Genomic DNA, 22,398 nt, shown 5'->3' with positions numbered 1-22,398 from the left:
TTATCTGGTTTAGAAATTTAACCGTACATTAAAACCATAATTTTTTAAAGCAGGGTAAGCACCTCCCTGATAACCTCTTCCTGCATTACCGGAACTCAAACCTTCTTCCGGATCGGAAAACTCCATGTTTTTATGTATTATCCATAAGTTACGGCCTATCAGTTGCAAATCTACACTTTGAAAGACACCCATTCTCTGAATCAATGAGGCTGGAAGGGAGTAACTTAATGAAACCTCTCTCAACTTCACAAAACTTCCATCGAAAGTATAAAGGGATCGAGGTGTCTCTCCATAATTATTGGCCGCATAGCCAAAGGGAGTAACACCATCCCCATCGAGGTTTTCTGCATAGATGTCATTCGGTGTTCCATCTTCTTTAACTCCTGGCAATAAAACACCTCCCCCATCTTCCACAGGAAGTCTTGATGGGAATCCTTTCTGATTTACGGCGGCTGTTACAGGATAAAGTCCTGTTCCTTCACCATAATACTGATCTAATGAAAAGATATCCCCACCACTTCGAATATCAATTAAAAATCCTAGTGAGAAATTTTTATAAGAAAGTGAGTTATTTATTCCTCCAATCCAATCTGGGTTAGGGTCTCCAATTATTTCGTCAGAATTGTCTGAAGTCAAATAATACCCATCTTCATTTACTGTTCTTTGCCCATTGGTGTAAATAAAATCTTTTCCTCGGATAATCCCGTAAGGCTGTCCAACAGCGGCATTGACAGACACTCCTCCTTGAAAAGAAGCAATTGGCACATTTAAAACCTTGTTTTCGCCCTCTCCAAATAAACTGATTACTTCATTTCTATTGCGAGCAAAATTAACGTTCATTGTCCATGAAAAATTCTGTGTTTGTATAGGTGTTACAAAGGCTGACACCTCAATACCTTGGTTTTGAACTTCACCAGCATTGACAAACCTTTTTGTATAACCACTAGCTGCTGAGGTATTTACTGGCAAAATCTGATTGATTGTATTTGACTTGTACCAAGTCACATCAAAACCAAAAAGGCTACTGAAAAAATCAGCTTCAACTCCTGCCTCTAAGCTTTTTTGTCTTTCTGGCAGTAGAGAATTGTTATTCCTAGTATGGGGTAAAGAAAATATAGGAATAGATCCGTATCCGGTCTGTGAATCATACACGTCGTACAAACTCAAAGCTGGAGCATCATTACCTACCTCAGCATAATTGGCCCTTACTTTTGCATGAGTCAACCAGTCAAGTTCTAACAAATTAGAAAAAACCAAATTGGCTGCAGCAGCAGGATAGAAATACGTATTGTTATCCTTCGGCAAGGTAGTGGATTTATCTTGGCGTGCAGAAATCTCTACAAAAAGTGTTTCTTTATATCCAAAATTGGCATTGGCAAAAACACCATCAACACCAATCTGCTCAGATTCTTCAAATGGAGGTTGAATAGGATTTCGAGAATTGGATAATCCATACAATCCCGGAACAACCAATCCACCATTTGTACTGGCTCTTATAGAACTCATTCTGCTCCTACGTATGTTGGAACCTACTAAACCTGTAAAACTTAAATCTTCGGAAATGTCCTTATTGAAATTCAGCAATAAGTCAAAGTTTGACTCATTGAAATCTCTATTAAACCTGGTGTATTGACTTACATCTGCACTCCCAATGGCTACTCGCTCTTCCTGAAGGTCTGAGGTAGAGTTGAAGGATGCACGGCCCATAACACTGAACCAATCCGTAACCTTATAATTGACGGCAGCATATCCATAGTAGTTATCTCTGCTATCATTTGAATAGTTTTGGTACCTTGACCAGTATAGATTGTCTGAATATATCGGCCCGGTGTTATCACTATTCCAGTTCCAGGTAATGTTCTGTTCATTTCTCCAATAAGCTTCTTCTTGTTGCCTAATGTCAACATTAGTTTGCCACCATTGTCTAAACTGTTGGTTTGGATTCCTACCATTGTATCCGGTTCCGTACCTTCCCATACCTACTGTTCGTGAATAGTTTCCGGAAGCAGAAACAGTCAACCGATCTGTAGCATCATATGAAGCGTTAAAAGTAAATTGATCCTTATCTATGGAACTGTTAGGTAAATTACCCTTTGTGTCATTCCGAGTATAACCTAAACTAAATGTAGCATCGCTTCCACCTCCACTTAACATGATACTCTGATTCGAATTCAGACCTGTTTCGTAAAATGTACTTGGATCATTTTCAGCTGCAACCCAAGGAGTCATTTTTCCATAATTTGGAGAAAAAGGATCAATGGCATCCCACTGGTAAACCATAATACTCGGGTCAAATGCTGGACCGTAAGAGGCATCATCCTGAAACCTAACAACTGGACCTACACCGCTCCCAAGGTCTTTAGAAGTTCTGAAAGCATTAATATAACCGGCACCATAATCTTTTTGATACCTTACAAAAGTGCTTTTATCAATTTTACTCCATACAACACCGGTATTTACGGTAATATCCATGCTGTTTTCCTTGCCTTTTTTGGTGGTAATCATAATTACACCATTGGCAGCACGCGATCCATACAAAGCTGTGGCTGCAGCTCCTTTTAATACGTTAATCGACTCTATATTATCTGGATTTAAATCCGCAGCAGCATTCCCAAAATCAGTACCTACACGACCTTCTTGCTGATTTCCAAAACTCTCATTCGCTTGGTAAGCCCTGGTACTGGTATTGTTATTGGCGTTACTAATGGGCACTCCATCTATGACAAACAAAGCTTGATTATTTCCCGTGATTGAGGAATAGCCACGCATGATCACATTAGTAGAACCACCCATTGTATTATTACTCCTAATGTCAAGTCCCGCTACTTTTCCAGATAAGGAATTTACAAAATCAGGGCTTCTGGTTCTTGTAATCAGATCTCCATCAACCTCCTGTGCAGAATAGGCCAACTCATTTCTGTTTCTTTCTACACCTAAAGCAGTTATTACTACTTCAGAGAGTTCATTAACATCTTGAAGCAAAACCACATTGACTGTATTTCGGTTTCCAACATTTATTTCTTGGGTTTCAAATCCCACAAAACTGAAAACCAAAACATTAGATCCTTCTGGTACACTTAGAGAATAATTACCATCAATATCTGTAATTGACCCCAGCATTGTTCCTTTAACCAGAACATTCACTCCCGGAATGCCATCCGGTTCTTCATCGGAAGTTACTCTTCCCGACACCATCCTACTTTGCGCAACCAAAGAAAATATTGTACCGAATACCAGTACAAAGCACAGTAAAATATTCTTCATAATTTTATCATTTAAATTATAAATAGTTAATAAATACTAATATGAATTACCAAATTTCAATAAAAAATAAATCATCAATAAATAGCAACAAAAACAGTTCCATAAATCATTTTTTTACTGTTTTACTAAAATAAATTTGAAAATTCTGCGCTATCTTTTTTTATAGCAAAAAAAGTTATTGTTTTTTTTGATTAAAGAGAGATCTGAACGAAAGCTGTTAGGTTTCCTTTCGATTAACATTTAAGCTGAAATATTGTTTAATTTAATCTAAAAAGAGTTTAAAAATTTTTACAGTTTAATTTATTAAAAATCAGCATTTTAAACTCTTAATTAGACTTTATCACAATGCTACCGATTCTATATAAACTTAATCATTAAAACTCAATCGGCACAATAAATAAAGGTATAATTATCTTATAATCATATGAATGCAAACTAATATATATCAACATAAGGGTATTTAGTGCTCAAGCTCCAAAAAATAAGACTCCTTGTAACTAAAGTCCTTTATGGCTGATATTATAAGTTTGGTAAAGGAGGATTTGAATCGATCCATAATGGCTTGGTATCTCGAAAAAAGTTCAATTGAGGAACAATACATAACAAAGTGAAATTCAAAGTAAAAAATACCAATAAAGTGACTGACTTTTAATTATTTACATTAAACCCCAAATGATATAACACCTATATTTGAAAATTCATTGAAATTTTCAAATATAGAAAAATCAGCGTTTTTTTTTCCATCAAACCTTAATTTCCCAATTCTTATAATTCAAATAAAAAATATATAAATACTATTTATATTAAAATGGTTGTTTCTTACCCTCACATCTAAAAAAGAAAGCCATTTTGCTTTATCTGAAAAGGAAAAGGCATTATTGAACATGTTTGTCAACCTTATACCCAGGACCTTTAACCATTCTACCTGGTAAAGCACCTGTATGTACCCCATTATTGAGCACTTGGGTACCATTAACAAAAACGTGAACCATCCCAGTTGAATATTGCATGGGTTTATCAAAGGTGGCATGATCTTGAATTTCTTTCGGATCAAATATTGCCAAATCAGCATAAAAGCCTTCTTTCAATGCTCCACGCTTTTTAATTTTCAAATTCGTAGCAGGTAGAGTTGTGAGTTTGTATATGGCTTCCTCCAGAGAAATCACCTTTTCTTCACGAACATATTTACCAAGAAGTCGTGAGAAATTCCCGAATGCCCTAGGATGAGAACTCGACCTTAGAAATACTCCCTCTGGAGCATAAGAAGCTGCATCAGATCCAAAGCTCATGTAGGGAAGTTGAATTTGTTTTTTCACATTTTCCTCAGACATCAAGAAATATACAGTCCCAACTCTACTACCATCCTGGATAACCAAGTCCATGGCCGTTTCTACAGGAGACGTGTTCCTCATAGCTGCCACTTCAGCTAGCGATTTACCTGTCAGGTATTTTAAGGAATCGTTTTTAAAACCTATCAGGAGCATGTCGTCATATGATGCTACCCCCATCATCAAACTCTCCCAATCATTCGTCGGTGTCACCATTTCTTCCTTTAATTGGGCTCTAATTATTGGATCTTGTAATCGTTCGGCCCATTTGTCATAGCCACCTTCTTGAACCCAAGGCGGCATGGAAGCATCTAAGCCGGTGGCTCCGGCAGCATAAGTATACATATTTGTGGTTATAGAAAGGCCCGCATTTCTAGCGGAGTCTATTTTTGAAACCACCGCATCAAATTTGTTCCAATTGTTTTTCCCGGCCATTTTCAGGTGATACACCTCAGCTCTGATATTTGCCTCATCAGCGATACGAATCAACTCATCTAAACTTTCCAACAGTTGATTTCCCTCACTTCGCAAATGAGAAATGTACATTCCATCGTATTCGGAAGCAACTTTACAAAGCGCTATTAACTCCTCTGTAGTGGAATAAAATGCCGGGGCATAAATCAGAGAAGAGCCAACGCCCAACGCTCCTTCTTCCATGGCTTCTTTTACCAAGCGCTTCATGGTTTCCATTTCATTATTATTAGGGGCACGGTTTTCGTATCCTACCGTGTGAATCCTAAGGGTTGTAGCTCCTACGAATGAGGCCACGTTGGGAGCAACCCCTTTTCTAACGATAAAATCCAGGTATTCACTTAAGTAGTCCAAGAGATTGGGTATTTGATATCACCCTGACTTTCCTGCTCTTCCCTTTTCATTTCCTCATTCAATGGACCCATCGAACTCCCTTCTCCAAACACTTCCAAGGTCACCCCTTGTCTAATATCACTTTGTGATTTACCATCTTCAATAAGGGCATCTACAGCCCAACTTAGCATATTAATAAAACCAGGAGCAACAACTAAGCCTGATGCATCAATTTCTATTTTGCCCTTTGCTGCTGCTAAATCACCAATTGCTGAAATAGTGTCTCCTCTAATGCCTACATCTCCAATAAAGGATGGTTGCCCTGATCCATCCACTATCTGACCATTTTTGATTAGCACATCGAAAGACTCAGTGTCGGAAGATGTACAGCCATTTAAAATAATGGTAATTAATAAAATCGAAAGAAGTGGTTTCATATTCTTGCGTTTAAATAACTAATACTTAAGGCCAATTACTGCTCCTAAATATAAGAAAAAAATAAGCCTTAGCCTGTCCTGATTTTTCCTCAAGGGAATTGATTCCATAATAAAATAATAGTCCAATTGCCTATTTTAGAATAAGGCAAACACGTTTTTCAGCCTTTAGTTACCAATATAAACCATTAAAGTTCAACCCTTCCTATAAACTTGAACACTTTTGCCTTATCTTCTGCCCGGACGATAGGTTTCTTCAGCCTTTTTTTCCACATCCTCCCGGTAATAGGCGACCTCTTTAAAGGTCCCATAGGCATACATTTCCGCCTGATCGTCAAAATGTAGAGATTTCGGATTTGCATTTTGACCTCCAGCCAGTAAACTTTTTGCCCTTACCTTATCTCCAAATTCAACTGCTGCAACAAAGCTGTTGCCAGAAGATCCATAAAGCTTTTTGGTGTTTTCCTTTGCTTTGGCACCAAATGAAGCCAATGCTCCCCAACGACCAGAAGCCAATCCTATTGGAAGGCTTGGTTTATTGTCATCATAAGGCAAATCAATGGCTCCACTCAAGCGCTGAAAACGGTTAACATCTCCCCAGGGGATGTTCCAGGTTCCAAAGTCTTCTTCAAGCTGAACAATGGCAGCTTCCATGGCAGCTATAACTTCGCTAGCATCATATTTCAGGGTTTTACCATTCTCTTGATTAAAGGGAATCAAGGCATCTGAGTTTCCAATGTTTCTGTTAAAGGACATGCCGAAAAAATGAGCCAAGGTCATGGCTACAGACTCCTCTCCGGTCTGGTAGTCCCAATCCCTAAAAACGGCAATGGCCGCTGTTAAATTATCACTTGGGTTTTCCTCCCTTTCATAAGCCTTCAGGAGGATAGGGATCAATCGCTCAAAAGCAGGCAAATAAGGGTCATATCCCAAGGTTATCAATTCCTCCAAGGTTACATTCTCAACCTCCGAAAGCAAATTCACGGCATGAATTCCTCGATAGTTTTCGGCATCTGGCGCCATGTAATAGGGATAATCTTCTTTTTTGGGGCTGTAAGGGCCTGCTGCCGTAAAAGGCGTTGAATTGCAGTTTTGAATCCAGCCGGACTCAGGGTTCAGCACAACAATGCTTTCGTCTACTTCATGCAAACCTTGCCAGTCGGTAGCGGGATCGCTGCCATCAACAGGCCTGGAAAAATTAAAGGATGGGTCTCTTTTAGGGATGAAATTTCCATGGAAATAGGCAATATTCCCAGAGGCATCTGCAAAAACAGTATTGTTGGATGAATTGGTTCGAATGTCCATTATTTGCCTGAAAGCAGTGTAATCGTCTAATTTGGTTCGGGTAAAACTTTGAATCAAGGCATTGACAGGATCCCAGTTGATTTTTGTGGCTACCCACTTGTCATCCAATTGATGCGTGATTGGACCATGATGGGTTCTGTACATGGTAAATGTTTTTTCCTGTAAACCTGCTGGGCTTGTGAATTTCAAGGTCAGTGGGATTTCTTCTACAGCCCTCCATTCGTCTCCATAGGCATACTCCATACCATCTCCGACTTCTCGCACCTCTTCCATATACTCATCCATAAAATCCAGATGGGTAGAAGTATGCATCCAGCCAGTTTTTTCATTGAAACCCTGATAGACAAAAAACTGACCCCAAGTAACAGCACCATAAGCATTCAGCCCTTCTTCACTGACCACATGAATTTCAGGACGAAAATAGAAAGAAGTATGCGGATTGATCAGCAGAAGTGCATTTCCCGAAGCACTCAATTCAGGAGCAATGGCTATTCCATTCGATCCTTTAGGTTCATCATAGGGATCGGGATAAACCAAGCCATCCCCAAATTCCGAATAAGCAAGTCCTTTTTGCTCCTCGTAAAAGCTCCGAATCCGTTCAGTAGAAATTCTTTCAATATCTCCACCTATAGATCCCTCACTAAAATACATGGGAAACCAAGGCTCGTAATGGGTCAATACTTTGGGTTTTACTTCCGGGTGGCTGTATAAATAATAGTTAACCCCATCTGCAAATCCGTCACATAGCAATTGCAACCAACGTGGAGCTGCCTCATAAGCAGCCTTTGCTTCTGCTTCAGTCATGTACAAGTTCGCTCTAAGATCGCTGTACAAGGCCTCCTCACCATCCAATTCAGCAAGCCGCCCTGTTGCCCATATATAGTTCCTTTCCACCCGTCGAAAATCATCTTCGCACTGGGCATAAAGCATCCCGAAAACCGCATCCGCATCTGTTTTGGCATAAATATGGGGGATCCCATAATCATCCCTGATTAGGATCACTTGTTCTGCACGTTTTTCCCAGCGGCGCAACTCATTGTTTACTGGATCCTTACATGCCCAAACAAAAAGTAACATAAAAGGAATTAAATAATGGTTTTTCATGCTTGGTGGTTTGTTTGTGAAGAAAATCTCAGGTAGCTCATACTTGACTTATAAAATATGGCTACTCGATAGGCATTGCATGTATACTTAATATTAATCAAAATTGCGCTTTGATACAAAAGTTTTAACCATAAGCTGAACGGATTTGATTTGTTGACTGGCTCAATATAAACCATTTATAATTACCTAAAAATTAAAGAATGCCTTATCAATGCTCAAAGCAGGTATAACCCTGATAAGCTTAAATGCTATGAAAATAAAAGAAACATTGAAGTAAATAGAGGAAAACCTACCACACATAAACACAAATCGAGACAGTACAAAAATAATCTTTAAAGCTAATTTAAGGTAGTTTTGAAAAAATAGTTATACTTAAATTCTAATTAAACCCCAAATATGCAATAGACATTCTATTACGTGCTGAAATCGCTTTAAAATCAGCCACTTCGTTGCTGTTTTCAATTTCACCATAGCGGTGCTATGCTAAAATATCCAAACAGTCTGATTTTCTTTCGATTGCAACACTTCCCGTAAACACGGGACAGGCTATCACAAATCCTATTACATAATACGGGTTTAATGTTTTTCTATTGGTTGTGGAGCTGAGCCAAAGGCTAACTAGCATAACAAAATCTCATTTCAAATTACACGCTTAACGAACTATTTACTCCTTCTTACTTGTATATTCCTCCAATAGAAATCATTATTTCAATCAACTGTATTTAGGTGAAACTTATCAATTTTAAATAGATTGACGATGGTGGTCATATTTATTCTGAAAATAAGGAAAAGTATGAAAATTGACTCTGAAACTACTTTAAATTTAGTTCTGCGATAATTCTTCTCATTTCAATCTTATTTTAAATATGAATACCTATTGTATTACTCATTATTAAAACATTATTTTTTTCCTTTTGAATTAATGGTTTATTATAAACCGAATTCAGTATACATGTTCTTATTATTAGTAACTTATATGGGGCATCGATTATACTAATATAAAACCAGGGAAATAAAACAAAATTCTATTCCATTGTAAACCGAGTTTCTACATTTGTACCCTTATGATTAGTGCTATTATATGTAAAAACAAATTTGTTGGTTTTTAATTCTCCAACATGAATCTCAACAGTACCATTAAGCTTTATAATAGTAGTAGTACTGAAAACCCATGTACCAGATTGGGGTAATCCTGAGATTCCAGGTGTATTAAAGCTAAACTTCCCATCAGATTTGAACGAAATTGTAAAACCAGAATGCTCAATAGCTATATCATTGGAAGTAACGGATACAACTTCCCAATTTTTCACCAATAATTCTTCTTTTGATGGTTCTACCTTGGGTGGTTTAGTCTCTTCTCCATCATCTCCTCCACAGGATACTATGAGAAATAAGAAAGAAGTGAGTAGCAAAGTTCTATATATCTTCATAAAAACTTATTTTTTATATATCCTAATCCTTTCGAACAACCCTAATGCTTCCAATTGAACGACATAAACTCCTCTCGGTATTTGACTAAAGTCAATATAATAATTACTTGAAGGACCAATTGGCCTGGAGATAGTTTTAATTATTACTCCGTTTGCATTAAAGATTGTAATCCGATCCAATTGAATTGTTCTTGCAAAATCAAGCTGTCCAATATTTTGTACAGGATTAGGGTAAAAGCGTATTTGGGTGTTTCGAAGCTCTGGTGAAGACGTTATAACGAGGCTTTCTGAAATGGCCGTACAGCCAGAGCCTCCAGTTACCATCACTTCGTAGGCCCCGGGTGCAGTGATCTCTAATGTAGGATCAGTTGCCCCTTCTATCCATTCACCATTTTTAAGCCATTGATTATTTTCATTGCTACTTGATTGAAGAAATAATTGGGTAGAGATCCCATCTGTCCCATCAATGGTAATGGTAGGTATTTCTGGTTGATCACCTTGAGCAATTATATTGCCCACAAGTGAGACTTCACAACCATTGGCATCTTTTATGGCTATGGAATATTCTCCTTCTTCCAAGTTTTCAAAAATAGCCGCATCCTGGTATCCCTCCTGAGCGGAAAGTTTATATAAGTATGGAGCAGTACCACCTGAAACTTCTAAGCTCAACTTTCCTGTAGCATCCCCTGCACATACCAGGTGAACGACCTCTTTGATATTGGCAGTCATTTCAGAGGGAGAACCAATTGTAAAGGATTGCTTGACCACATAATCTAGATCTGATGTAGCCCTCACGGATAGTGAATAGTCTCCAGCAGCAAGGCCGGTTAAAAGACTTTCATTTACAAAGTCCCCGTTATCAATACTGTATTCCAATTCACTTCCTTCAAATATTACATCTACCTCTACTTGTCCATCATTCCCTCCATAGCAACTCACTGGCTTGGTTTCAATTTTATTAATCTGAATAGGGTTTGCCTTAAAAGCTTCTGAAATAGAACTACATGAGCCTGTTTCGCCTACCCTCACTTGATAAGACCCAGACTCTACTATTTTTAGTTTTTGCGCTGTTGCACCTGAAATCTCTATGCCATCTTTCAACCACTGGTTGTTTTCTTCACTACTGGAGTTTAGAAACAACCCATCTGAAGTACTGGATTTTACAATAACTGGAATTTCCGGTTTTTCCGCCTGAGCCACCAATGTTACATCGGTATTAATTTCACAGCCATTTGCATCTCTAATATTGACGATGTATTTACCTGGAAGAATGCCTGAGAAATCATTCCCCGTCTTATAATCATTCTGAGTGGATAACTTGTACTCCATTGGAGCAGTTCCTCCAGATACCAAGACTGAAAAGCTTCCTTCTGATAGCCCTGTACATGAGGGTTGTGAAAGGTTCTCAATATTTGCAGACAAGGCATCCGGAGAGGTGATAGAAAAAGTCTCTTCCAGTACATTTGATATATTTTCCGTACTTCTAATAAACAAAGTATACTCACCAGCAGCCAGGTTTTCAAATATATTCTCAGATTGGAAATTTTCACCATCTATACTGTATTCCAAATCTCCATTTTGGGTAGATGCAGTAACAGATACAGTACCATTATCCCCACCAAAGCATGATGTCTCCGTAGTTTTTACTTCACTGAGGGTAAGGCCTACCCCTTTCTCAAAAACAAATTCCTCCGTATAGCGCATGCTACTTTGGCCTTTGTCATTGATTGCTGTAACCAAAATTTTATAGCTTTTACCTTCTTCTAAGCCTGTAGCATTTGCCAGAAACTCATTCGACTCTAGCTGAACCTCTGGTGAAGGTTCAAAATCATCAAAAGTATAGGTATCACTTTTAAATTCCTCCCCAATAAATTGGTATTTTAAAGCTAAAATATTAACTATCTCATTGTTAGCAATGTAAAACGCATTCTTTTTAACGGGAGTCCAATTTCCATAATTATCCTTCGCCCTTACAAAAAGCACATGTAAACCGGAATTCAAGCTTCCAACATCTAAAAGATATTCTTCTTCCCCTGAATTCAGATTGATTATTGTCCCTTTATCAAAATCTTTATATACATCAATAAAATATTCCAAAGCTACCATCTCCTTCACCACAGGAGTTATATGTTTATAAAAAACAGAACGTGTCAACTGAGACCAAACACCCTGCTTACTCTTCACTCTGGAAAAAAGCACATTAAGCCCATCAGGAAGTTCAGAAATATCAATTTCCAGACTGGCTTCTCCTTGATTTAAGGTGAAATTTTTTCCCTTACCAAAATCAACATAGTCATTGAAAAAGTATTCTCCCTGACTGACCTGTTGAGAATGAAGGCTAAATACAACCAACCAACTGCAAATAATCGTAAAATAGATGCGAAGCTTCATGATTTAATTTTTTAGTTGGCTCTTACCTTAATGGTAATTGGCAACTTGCCGTCAGCATTCCCAAAGCCAGAAGTACTGAAATCATAAATGGTTGGAATATCCGGAAGCCCGGATAATTTGTAGGGCTTGGGACCCCCAAATGGGCCTATATCAATGCCATCTTTCCCCTTGCCGTCAGCCGGCCCTCCTTCTCTTATTTGGAATTTACCATCAGAGGAATGGTCTCCTGTAATAAAAACATCTGCTTCTACTACATTGATTTGGTTATTATTACCATCGCTAAATGGAGCAATTGCGGAAATGTTATGACTGATATTACTCCCTTCTTCAGGCATCAAATAATCGGATAATTTCGTACCTAAAAATACATTGTTATGGATCTGTAGGTTGGCATTTTCTCCAACGGTAAAAATCGATCCCTTAAACACATTATTTGTAATGGTTCCTGAGCTTTTATCTAAAATAGAGAAATTACCAACTACAATATTGTTTGAAAAAATAAAATTTTGCGGTGGGTCAACCTTTCCAACATACAGAAAACCTCCATCTATACTAAAATAATTTCTTGTTATTACTATGTTTTCAATATTATTTTCATAAACTTCTATCGCCCGACGAAAAAAGCAATTTCCTATTTCTATATTCTTAACGTTAATAATAACACCAGATGAAGAAGTTTGATTAAATTTTAAACCATAAATTTTTGAACCCGAAGATCCATTTGATAAAGTTATCCTCCCTACTGTAGTATCAAACTTGTTTGAAGAGATCCCTAAATTTTCATTCGTAAAATATCCTTGACCTATTAGAGTTAGTCTCTTCTCAATGTTCAAATCTCCATAGGGAATATTAGATCCTTCTATATATATCGTATCCCCAGAAACAGAATTTTTATACGCGTCTTCCAAATTTGGATATAGATTCTCTCCCGGAATGGATTCTTCCATATTATTAACACGAATAATTTTAGAATAAGAAAAAGACTGGAAACCAATCAACAAAATCAGTAGTAATATATTTCGTTTCATAGGAAGATGGTTTAATAGTATCTGAAATACAAATTAATACATTCATAAATCTATATTAATAAATTTAGATTTACAAATAAATTTTCTTAAACATAATTTTTATACTGGAATTTTAACTCTTTTTTTAAAAAAGAATTTAAAAACATTTAAATAAAAGCTATATCAGAGTAATTAAACATTGGGTATTTTTAAGACTTCACCAAATCGACTCTACAAAAAAGAAAAACTAAACTTTAGACAAACAACATACTATAATGTTTCTATTACCTACAAAATTTACTTCTCCATAATTTTACAGGAACACATTATTGCATAATCTAAATAAGAATTTCTATTGTGTTATGGCATTAATTCGTTTATCCATAAAAAACTTTTAAAAGGCCTATTAACAAATAAGCCATAGTCTTACTTATTTGTTAATTTGGACCGAAAACAGTATAAAATCTTTACATACACCTGAATAAAAAATAAGGTAAGCTTGAAAATCAAAGAAAAAATTTCCACCATTTTTATAAAGATTTGGAAAGGTTTGGTAAATTACTATTTCATAAATAAAATCTAAATTCAGAGATTCTATACTTAATCATTTCACCACTCCCATGGATAAAAACACCAATTCCCGCCGAAAATTTATCAAGACAGCCGCATTGACTTCTGGTTTTTCATCCTTGGGTGCAGTGGCTGTAAATAGCAAACCTCTTCAGGTTTCAAATGAACAAAATAAACTTCCTAGAGAGGTATGGGTTTCGGGAATTTCTCAGGAAGGAATATTTGTAGATACAGCAGAAGAGATGGTTGATCGGATATTTGCATTGATGGAGAAAGTATTAGTGTACCAACCCGATATTATTTGCCTACCAGAGGTTTTTCACACTGGAAATGTTGCCAAAAATTATAGCCTCTCAGAGAAATTGGCCCTATCCAATGCCATTGTAAATAATATGGCTTCTTTTGCCAAAAAGAACAATTGCTACGTGGTCGTTGCAGTTAACACAGAGGAGAGCGGAAAGGTATACAATTCAGCCGTTTTATTGGACAGAGAGGGTTCTCGAGTTGGAGAGTACCGAAAGATTCACTTGACTGAAAATGAAATTAATAACGGGCTTACTCCAGGGCCGCTTAATCCTCCGGTATTCCAAACGGATTTCGGGAAAGTAGGCATACAAATCTGCTTTGATGTGATGTGGGAAGATGGTTGGCAAAGACTGAAAGACAAGGAAGCTGAATTGGTTTTTTGGCCATCCGCCTATGGAGGTGGTCAAAGCCTTCAGGCAAAAGCCTTACAACACCGGTATATCCTTGCCACAAGCACAAGAAAAGGTAGCGCCAAACTTTGGGACATCACTGGCAATGAATTGGCACAGACAGGATTCTGGGAAAAAAACTGGTATTGCGCCCCTGTGAATTTAGAAAAAGCATTTTTACATACATGGCCTTTTGTGCGCCATTTTGACCAAATCAAGAAAAAGTACGGAAGAAAAATTCGGATAACCAATTTTCATGAAGAAGAGTGGTCGGTAATTGAGAGTCTTTCCCCAGAAATCGTCGTTGCGGATATCCTGAAAGAATTTGATCTAAAAACCTATGATCAACATAGACTGGATGCTGAAATGGCCCAAATAAAAGCCCGGAATTCATAGAAATAAATGAAGGTTAACAAATCTAAATAGCGGGATAAGGGCTATTAAAAACCTATTCTTTCATTATTTAACTCTGAGTATAAATATATGGAATATTCTAAAATTATCATTAATATTCAAGTCAAGCCTGAATACCGGAGCCAAATTCAGGTATCGAGATTAAAATCTAACCTTCCCATACACTGATCTGTTAATTATCTCCCATATAAGGACTACCATTAGATTTTACTAGGGCCTCCATTAGTTCTGATTTGCTGTAATCACCTATTCTAAGCTCTGGATTGTGTATTAGTTTTATAGATTTGTATTTAACAAGCTGTGATGGGCCAGCATGTACTTGTAAGGCTATAAATCCTTCTAGTTCTCCATCGGGTTCCTGGTAAGCGACAGATAGGGTACCATTGATGGCAGTCCAGATATTATTACCAACGGCCAGAATTTCATAAGTATTCCAATCGTTCTTTTTAACAGCTTCTTCACCTTTTCCTTCCCAATGTAATTTTTGCCTACCACTTTCATGGTATAACCTTCCCCACACGCCTTCACCTATATCAGCCTGATAGCCTAAAGCTTCTTCTCCCATTTTTTGAGACCGAAATTGAATGCCGGCATTGGTGGTATTTGGCACCATTTTCACCTGAACTTTCAAATAAAAATCCTTTACTTTTTCTTTGTGCCAAATGAATTGATTGTGTATAATTGAATCTTTACCTTCTCCGCCAACAATAGCCCCATCTGATACTGACCAATAACTCATATCTGCTGAACTCCAATTGTTAAGGTCTTGTCCATTGAATAAGATAACTTCCTCCTGTGGGCTTTTTTGGCTACAAGCACTCAATAAAAACAAACTAAACACAAATACTATTAGTCCAATGTATTGTAGGGAAAATTTTATCATAATTATTAATTAGTTAAACGCATTTTTTCCTGAATGAAAAGCCAGCCCATACTTCTAAAAGTAGGCTATCATCGTAAAAGATGAGATTTTCAATCTGAAGATACATTAAAATCACCAAAATACTGTCAATTGGCTACCAAACGTAACCAAAGTCAATTTTAAATTCCGTGGATCAATAAAAATGACCATAAAAGTCTAATTAAGGTATAATCCCCAAATATAGCTACTATCCATTTTTGGGAAGGGTAAAATAAAATCTGATAAGCCTGACCAAAAAAACAATTTTAGCATTTTCAAAACGAATACAATATTGGCTAGGTCAACAAAAAGCAACAATAGCAAGACCATCTTTTAGAAAAGCCATGAAAAACAATTATTCTGTGATTATGGATAAATATTAATAGATAAACTTATAGACACTATTTTACACAATAATTTATTAGGCATTCCGAACGAAAACTAATCACAACTAAATTAGACGGTTTGGGTTGATTTATTTATCTTCGTACCCCATCCACCAAAAACCTTTCACTATGCGATTGTTATGTATTGGAATTGCCTTTGCCTTTTTCTTCAGCTCTTGCAGTAAGAATACCGAAAAAGAAATTGAATTCTCAGATCAGCTTAGCTTTTTCCTAGATACCGTTTATGTAGATCCCGGAGATGAAATTCTTTATTTACAAGACAAGCTGTTCCTTTCGGACCTTTCTGCAGACAAGAGTTACCTCATCAATTTTAACCGTAAAGATGTAATAGCAGAACGTATCAACCTAGATGAATTAAAACTTGAAAAGTTGATCCCCTTTGAAAAGGAAGGACCAAACGACACGCCTGCTTATTTTTCAAGGTTCAGCCTAAACCATGAGGAACAGTTACTGATATGGTCGTATCAATTTTATTCTATTTTTGATCAAAATGCTAAAAAAGTAAAAGACCTTGAACTTGAAAAAATAGCTGCAGATTATCTGGCTGGTTCAGATTTCTATCCAAGTATGTTGTTTGAGGATCTTAAGCAACCTGGTAGGCTATTGGGTGTGTTTATATCATGGAAAGACAGGACCTATTTTATTTTAGACTTTGATCTGAATGGCAAGAAATTTAAAAAAACTGACTTGCCGGAGATGGATAAACTTCAGGAATACAATACAGATATTGTAATGGATGGGCAGGCCATGGGAAGCTATGGAGTGGCCGTACATACCATAGCTAAAAATGGTAATATAATACTTACGAACAATTCTTTTAATGAGGCGGTAATTTATGATACAAACAAAGACAGTACCTATGTAAAAAGCTGGGATACTCCACTTTTAGGAAGTAGAAAAAATTATACCCCTCCGAAACAGGTCGAATATTCTTCGGGTCAAAGAGAAGAAGTAGTTAGAGAGTCAATGAAGGAATTTAATTATGGAAATTTGGTTTGGGATGAAGCCCAAAATCGATTTTATCGATTCTCCATTAAGCAACAATTCGGTGAAGATAAGGACGAATATGGCCAATACATTGCCACCGGAACGGATGTTTACCTGAATATTTTTGATGAAAACATGAATATACTGGCCGAATCCTTGGTACCTCAACTGGATGCTCCACCAAAAAAGCACTTTGTCAAAGATGGAAAGATCTGGATATTTGAAAACATAGATGATGAAATGGCCTTTGTTCAGTTAACCATAGAGTAGAAGCCTAACGCATGATACAGAAATTGACTGATCGGAGTCGAGTTCAGCGGATTAAGTTGGTCATGGGGGATGGTATTGCAAATTAAAATAATCAGGACCTACGGCATTGTTCCTTGTCCAAAACTTCTTAAATTATAAGTTAATGACAGCATAAAAAACTGTTGAAGGACTTGAGTTCGCTCATTCTCAATATAGACATCTGTAACATTTCTATTAATGCTTGTATTTTGATTGAGTAGGTCAAATACCGTTACCTTCAATTCAAACTTTTGATTAGGTGGAAACCTATACCCTAAATCCGCATTCATCAACCAAACGGATTGGTCAAATTCCTCACCCAATCCGGTATACCATTGATTATTGACATTGGTACTTACAAAAAACCCCCAAGCAAAATTCCAATATAAATCCAGTCGTGTACTTTGGGTATAGTAATTATTGTTCTGGTTTTCTTGCAAACTACTTCTAACAATATTGTAATTCCCTCTTGTTGAAATATTGAAATCTATATCTTCCCCCAGATTGCTACTTATTCCAACCCCGGGACCTATCCCTAGGTTTTTATTGTAATTGGTTTGTCCATTAATCAAACCAGGTTGGTTGCTATAGTTTACCCTACCGCTCAGCTCGAGGTTACTTTTCATAAAATTGAGTGGAAATCCGAAGGAAAAATAACTCCTTAAGTCCCAGTATTTATCTAAATTTTCGGGTCTACTTAATTGGCCACCTTGCCTCAGCAAAACATCCCCTTGAATGAGTGTATCTTGTGATGCGATATAAGTTGCATTTCCCAAATAGTTTGAACGCACTGACCCGCCCATATACATAAAGAAGGATTTAGAAGTTTCAGGGTCAACATTTCTAATCCTGGTATACAATCTATGTTCATATTCTTGCTCCAAATCAGGATTTCCAATTGATATTTGAATAGGGTTACTGTTGTCGATTACATCTTGCAATTGGCTTACAGATGGTGCATCGGTGTCTCCCCTATAATACAGTCTTATATTCGTATTTTCATTCAAATCATACATAAAGACCATTCTAGGGACAAAATTCTTAAAGGTGCGATTGGTGTTTTGGAATCCCGGAAACAGGCGATCACTATCTAATATTGAAACTTGATAGTCAAACGATGAATAGATTCTGATTTTATCCTTGTTGTAACTGTATCCTAAACCTACTTCATGTTGTAAATAGGAGTTTTCGAATTTATTGGTCAAGGTGGAATCTACCTCAAATAACTGGGATTCCATTTCTCTTTGGGATACCTCCCGATTGGTTGTACCAAGGTCATTTCCTAGTTCGTATTCCAACCTAAGTTGGGAATTCTCACCTATTGGTTCCGTGTATTCAATTTCAAACTCATAGTTAAATGAATTGGCATTATTTAAAGAGTTCTGTATAAGACTATCTGTATTAGAAGTTTGAAAATCACGATTTACAGAAACCAATCTAGCGTCACTTTGAGATTCATTTAACCGAGTATCAAATTGAGCCGATAAAGTTCTCCCTTTTTTATTGAATTTATAACGATAAATAAAATCACTTAAAAAACTAAAAGATTCATTTTTAGAATTGGTATTGTTTTGTGTCTCATTAATTGGAGTGTTTGAATTGAATAGGTTTTCAGCACTTAACCTACTTATAGATGTCCCTTTTTCATACCTTAACCTAGGCCGCCAAATGATGGCGTGCTTTTCTGATATATCATAATCCAGCCTTAGGTCTAACCGGTGGTTTTGATTATAGTTTTCATCATTTCTTCCTTCATCGTATAATTGGAGACTATCGCTGGATAAAATATATTCCCGAGAGGAATTTCGGTTTAAATAATTAGTGCTCTCATTAAAAAAGTAACTCCCTGTTAATTTCGCCTTCCCTTCATCAAATTTATCAGTAAAATTAATTCCTATCGCATTGGTATTGGTAACACCAGGTCTTTCACCTGTCGTTAAAGGATTACTTTCGCCTCTCCTACGCCCTCCACCTCTTTGTTCTCCACTTCCGAAAGCACCTGTAAGATCGTCCGCAGAAAAGTTTTGCTGATTGATATTATTGCTTAGTCCCAAAAAGGTAAGTCGCTGTGCCCCATTAAAGAAATTAACACTACCACCAACCAAATAATTGTCATCCGTTCCATATCCGGCAAACATCCTTCCGAATTCGCCGCCTCGTTTTTCTTTCTTGGTGATAATATTGATGGTTTTGATTGTTTCTCCGTCGTCAAAGCCTGTTAATTGTGCCTGAACGCTAATTTGATCTAAAAACTCGATTCTATCTATTATTTCTACAGGTAGGTTTTGCATGGCCATGGCAGGGTCATCTCCGAAGAAAGGTTCACCATCCACCAAAACTTGGCCTACCGTTTCTCCCTGCACCTCTATGGTGTTTCCTCGCATGACCACACCAGGCATTTTACGAATCAATTCACCGGCACTTGCCTGTGACCTGGTCTTAAATGCACTAGCGTTAAGGGACAAGGTATCCCCTTTCATCTCACCAGTCATGGTAGCTGCTTCTACCTCATAAGTCTCCAATAAACTACCTTCTTCAACCATCTCAAATGTCCCTAAATCACTACCTGACGGAGTAGCTATTTCCTTTTCAAAAGCTTCAAATCCAATAAAGCTGATAGTCAATATAAAGGATGGTAACTTAGGTTTGGCAAATTGAAATTGGCCTTTTTCATCAGTGAAAGTATTGGCTAAAGTGTCCCCTGCTGAATTTTTCACGAAAACATAAGCACCAGGTAATGTTTCACTCGTCTCTTTATTCTCCACTATCCCCCTAAGGATACTTTGTGATTTTAAATTCCCATGTACGAAGAAAAGAATAAAAATAAATAATACAATTTTATTCATAATAACTTAGAATTAGTTGTAATAATCTAAATTTAAATCTAAAGGCTAGTATACAAATATATAAAAATCAACAAAATTTTTAGTTAATTTTATATAAATGAAATTGTAATTGATTAAACGGAAAATGATCCTTTTAAGGTTAAAATTTCCCTTAATATCAATAGTTAATTTTGAATTTTAAAGAACACACCATTCCAAACCATCGTTTAAATGAAGCGGAATTAAACCCTAGTTTCAGAATAATTATCGTTTATCAATCGGAAATAGAATTGCAAATTCCATTGGATAAAACATGTAATTGCAAAACACACCTAAAAGGAGATTGGAAACATTAGCAGTAAAGTAACGATGCCTAATCGGAGATCGGAACCGATGAAAAAAAGAAACGGTGGCTGAGTGGAGTCGAAGCCTTAGTTTCCATATGCTGATTGATTAACTATAAATATTGAATTACAATTTATCTCAAGTAAAGGACTTTCGCTTTCAGAAAGGGAACCAAACAAGAGGAAAGGATAATTTAACAACAAAAAAACACTGTATATACAATTACCTCATAAATACCAGCACAAAAACAAACGTGTTATTTCAATTTCTTTGTATTTATGTAAAATTGTCCTTTAATTCCATATTGATTTACATTGACACCAGCATCTATGCAAAGAAGGGATTTGATTAAAAAGCTAGCGCTTTTGCCATTAATGGGAAACCTGGGATTTAAGGAAACACAATTGCCTCCAAATCTGAATAAAGCTCAAAAAAATCGTTTAATCATCGATACCCACGTAGAAACCTGGAATTTTGATGAGCGATTCCCCTTTAAGCATCCTGAAAATCCCAACTTAAAAGTATCTATAGAGGCACCTATAGAAAATCAGATCAAACAAATGGCGGACTTCGGGCTTCGCTATGGTGTATTGATCAATCCACGTTACTATGGATGGGACAATTCCTATATGGCCAACTGCCTAAAAACCTATCCAAACCATTTTGTAGCGCATGGTTTACTTAATCCCGAAGATCCTAAAATTGTAGAAAATTTAAAATATTGGGTAAAGGAACATGGGTTTCAGGGAATGCGGTTTAGTCCCATTTATGACCCAAAATCAACATGGCTGAATTCACCTGAACATTATCCATTATGGAAAGAAGCAGAAAAGTTGGGTGTGGTGTTCAATTATTACATTCTCCCCCATCAAATGCCAATGTTGGAAGACATGGCGGAAAGATTTCCTGGGGTAAAAATCGTAGTTGATCATGCTGGAAAACCAGACTTGAAAGCTGCGAACTGTTGGGAAGAGTTTAGGAAGATGTTCGCATTGAAACGTTTCCCTCAGGTTTGGATAAGTAATTCTGAACCCTATGAAATGTCTGAAATCAAAAAGTACCCTTATAAGGATACCTTACCCTTTTACAAGGCCATCTATGAAGGATTCGGTCCAGAGCAACTTATTTGGGGCACAGGCTATCCCTTTCCACGTTGGGAATTGCCTATGGACCAGGAATTGGAATTTGTAGACAAATACTGCTTATTTTATACGGAACATGACAAAGACTTATTAATGGGAAAAAATGCACTTAAAATCTGGAAATTCCCAAATAAGGCTTGATGCAACTCAAAGCGATAGTATACACTTAATGTCCTTCAATCTTTCTGGTTTCAGATTAAACCGGATTTTCTGGCAGCGGTATGATGCTTGATTTACTTCTTCATTTGGGAAACTTCTTGTATTCTAAACACTAAGTGATTTTAGCGGCCTGTGCCAACCTTGCTTATAAGCTCTCATCTTTCAACCAGTGACTGACCCGAGCTTAAGTCAGTAGAATCAATGCCCTAGTCCACCGATATGAATAATTTACTTTTTGTAATGGAATTCCAAATGATAGAAAGGTGTAATTGCGAATTACGCCTAGATTAGGGTAAAACCCTCCGTAATTGCAGTTATTAATTATTGCCAATAAATTAAACCCGATATACGCAATAGACAATCTATTACGTGCTGAAATCGCTTCAAAATCAGCCACTTCGTTGCTGTTTTCAATTTCACCATAGCGGTGCTATGCTAAAATATCCAAACAACTTGATTGTCTCGTCCTGAAAATGGTTGACACTTTTGTTTTTCAAATATAGTAAGTGTTTTAATTTCTAAGAAGTTTCATTTAACTTACAGTACCACGATAAAGCGGAGGCAAGCTCTGCTGAGGAGCAACTTGCCAAGGAATAGT

General features: G+C 36.9%; 12 protein-coding genes. 3 read left to right on the top strand and 9 right to left on the bottom strand.

Features of this window, described 5'->3' with window-relative positions:
• Positions 1-9: 9 nt before the first annotated feature.
• The 7 genes from AC13EX_RS04245 to AC13EX_RS04215 form a co-directional block, all read right to left on the bottom strand.
• Positions 10-3,264 (bottom strand): SusC/RagA family TonB-linked outer membrane protein, encoded by a 3,255-nt coding sequence (locus tag AC13EX_RS04245; protein ID WP_482891683.1) that lies wholly within the window; start codon positions 3,262-3,264, stop codon positions 10-12.
• 875 nt (positions 3,265-4,139) lie between these two features.
• On the bottom strand, positions 4,140-5,417 hold the full coding sequence (locus AC13EX_RS04240) for an N-acyl-D-amino-acid deacylase family protein (protein WP_482891682.1): 1,278 nt from the start codon (positions 5,415-5,417) through the stop codon (positions 4,140-4,142).
• Complete coding sequence (locus AC13EX_RS04235) at positions 5,405-5,833, bottom strand: hypothetical protein (RefSeq protein WP_482891681.1); 429 nt, start codon at positions 5,831-5,833, stop codon at positions 5,405-5,407. The genes AC13EX_RS04240 and AC13EX_RS04235 overlap by 13 nt, the downstream gene beginning before the upstream one ends.
• Before the next feature lie 225 nt (positions 5,834-6,058).
• Positions 6,059-8,239, bottom strand: a complete 2,181-nt coding sequence (locus tag AC13EX_RS04230) for a penicillin acylase family protein (protein WP_482891680.1) — start codon at positions 8,237-8,239, stop codon at positions 6,059-6,061.
• 1,025 nt (positions 8,240-9,264) lie between these two features.
• Positions 9,265-9,669 carry a hypothetical protein gene (locus tag AC13EX_RS04225; protein ID WP_339717864.1) on the bottom strand — a complete coding sequence of 135 codons (405 nt, stop codon included), beginning with the start codon at positions 9,667-9,669 and terminating at the stop codon, positions 9,265-9,267.
• A gap of 6 nt (positions 9,670-9,675) precedes the next feature.
• Entirely contained in the window at positions 9,676-12,060 is a 2,385-nt protein-coding gene (locus AC13EX_RS04220) for a T9SS type A sorting domain-containing protein (protein WP_482891679.1), read from the bottom strand.
• Positions 12,061-12,071: 11 nt separating this feature from the next.
• Positions 12,072-13,088 carry a hypothetical protein gene (locus AC13EX_RS04215; protein WP_482891678.1) on the bottom strand — a complete coding sequence of 339 codons (1,017 nt, stop codon included), beginning with the start codon at positions 13,086-13,088 and terminating at the stop codon, positions 12,072-12,074.
• Positions 13,089-13,687: 599 nt separating this feature from the next.
• On the opposite strand from AC13EX_RS04215, the gene AC13EX_RS04210 reads away from it, so the two are divergent.
• Positions 13,688-14,728: a carbon-nitrogen hydrolase family protein gene (locus tag AC13EX_RS04210; RefSeq protein ID WP_048643235.1), complete on the top strand. Its 1,041-nt coding sequence runs from the start codon at positions 13,688-13,690 to the stop codon at positions 14,726-14,728.
• Between the two features lie 190 nt (positions 14,729-14,918).
• Here AC13EX_RS04210 and AC13EX_RS04205 read toward each other — a convergent pair whose 3' ends face one another.
• Positions 14,919-15,629, bottom strand: a complete 711-nt coding sequence (locus tag AC13EX_RS04205) for a 3-keto-disaccharide hydrolase (protein ID WP_482891677.1) — start codon at positions 15,627-15,629, stop codon at positions 14,919-14,921.
• Between the two features lie 533 nt (positions 15,630-16,162).
• Here AC13EX_RS04205 and AC13EX_RS04200 point away from each other — a divergent pair.
• A complete protein-coding gene (locus AC13EX_RS04200) occupies positions 16,163-17,311 on the top strand; it encodes a DUF4221 family protein (protein ID WP_482891676.1) in 1,149 nt (382 codons plus the stop codon).
• Between the two features lie 98 nt (positions 17,312-17,409).
• Here AC13EX_RS04200 and AC13EX_RS04195 read toward each other — a convergent pair whose 3' ends face one another.
• Complete coding sequence (locus tag AC13EX_RS04195; RefSeq protein ID WP_482891675.1) at positions 17,410-20,175, bottom strand: outer membrane beta-barrel protein; 2,766 nt, start codon at positions 20,173-20,175, stop codon at positions 17,410-17,412.
• 653 nt (positions 20,176-20,828) lie between these two features.
• Between AC13EX_RS04195 and AC13EX_RS04190 the strand changes: the two genes are divergently transcribed.
• Complete coding sequence (locus AC13EX_RS04190) at positions 20,829-21,782, top strand: amidohydrolase family protein (RefSeq protein WP_482891674.1); 954 nt, start codon at positions 20,829-20,831, stop codon at positions 21,780-21,782.
• Positions 21,783-22,398 lie beyond the last annotated feature (616 nt).

This window comes from Cyclobacterium sp. L-R (genome assembly GCF_056859355.1).
This window is presented reverse-complemented; position numbering and strand designations above follow the sequence as displayed.

Excerpts from the sequence above, each read along its gene's own strand:
- AC13EX_RS04235 (WP_482891681.1), bottom strand. The coding sequence starts at position 5,833 with ATGAAACCACTTCTTTCGATTTTATTAATTACCATTATTTTAAATGGC.
- AC13EX_RS04200 (WP_482891676.1), top strand. The coding sequence starts at position 16,163 with ATGCGATTGTTATGTATTGGAATTGCCTTTGCCTTTTTCTTCAGCTCT.
- AC13EX_RS04205 (WP_482891677.1), bottom strand. The coding sequence starts at position 15,629 with ATGATAAAATTTTCCCTACAATACATTGGACTAATAGTATTTGTGTTT.
- AC13EX_RS04195 (WP_482891675.1), bottom strand. The coding sequence starts at position 20,175 with ATGAATAAAATTGTATTATTTATTTTTATTCTTTTCTTCGTACATGGG.
- AC13EX_RS04245 (WP_482891683.1), bottom strand. The coding sequence starts at position 3,264 with ATGAAGAATATTTTACTGTGCTTTGTACTGGTATTCGGTACAATATTT.
- AC13EX_RS04215 (WP_482891678.1), bottom strand. The coding sequence starts at position 13,088 with ATGAAACGAAATATATTACTACTGATTTTGTTGATTGGTTTCCAGTCT.
- AC13EX_RS04210 (WP_048643235.1), top strand. The coding sequence starts at position 13,688 with ATGGATAAAAACACCAATTCCCGCCGAAAATTTATCAAGACAGCCGCA.
- AC13EX_RS04225 (WP_339717864.1), bottom strand. The coding sequence starts at position 9,669 with ATGAAGATATATAGAACTTTGCTACTCACTTCTTTCTTATTTCTCATA.
- AC13EX_RS04230 (WP_482891680.1), bottom strand. The coding sequence starts at position 8,239 with ATGAAAAACCATTATTTAATTCCTTTTATGTTACTTTTTGTTTGGGCA.
- AC13EX_RS04190 (WP_482891674.1), top strand. The coding sequence starts at position 20,829 with ATGCAAAGAAGGGATTTGATTAAAAAGCTAGCGCTTTTGCCATTAATG.
- AC13EX_RS04220 (WP_482891679.1), bottom strand. The coding sequence starts at position 12,060 with ATGAAGCTTCGCATCTATTTTACGATTATTTGCAGTTGGTTGGTTGTA.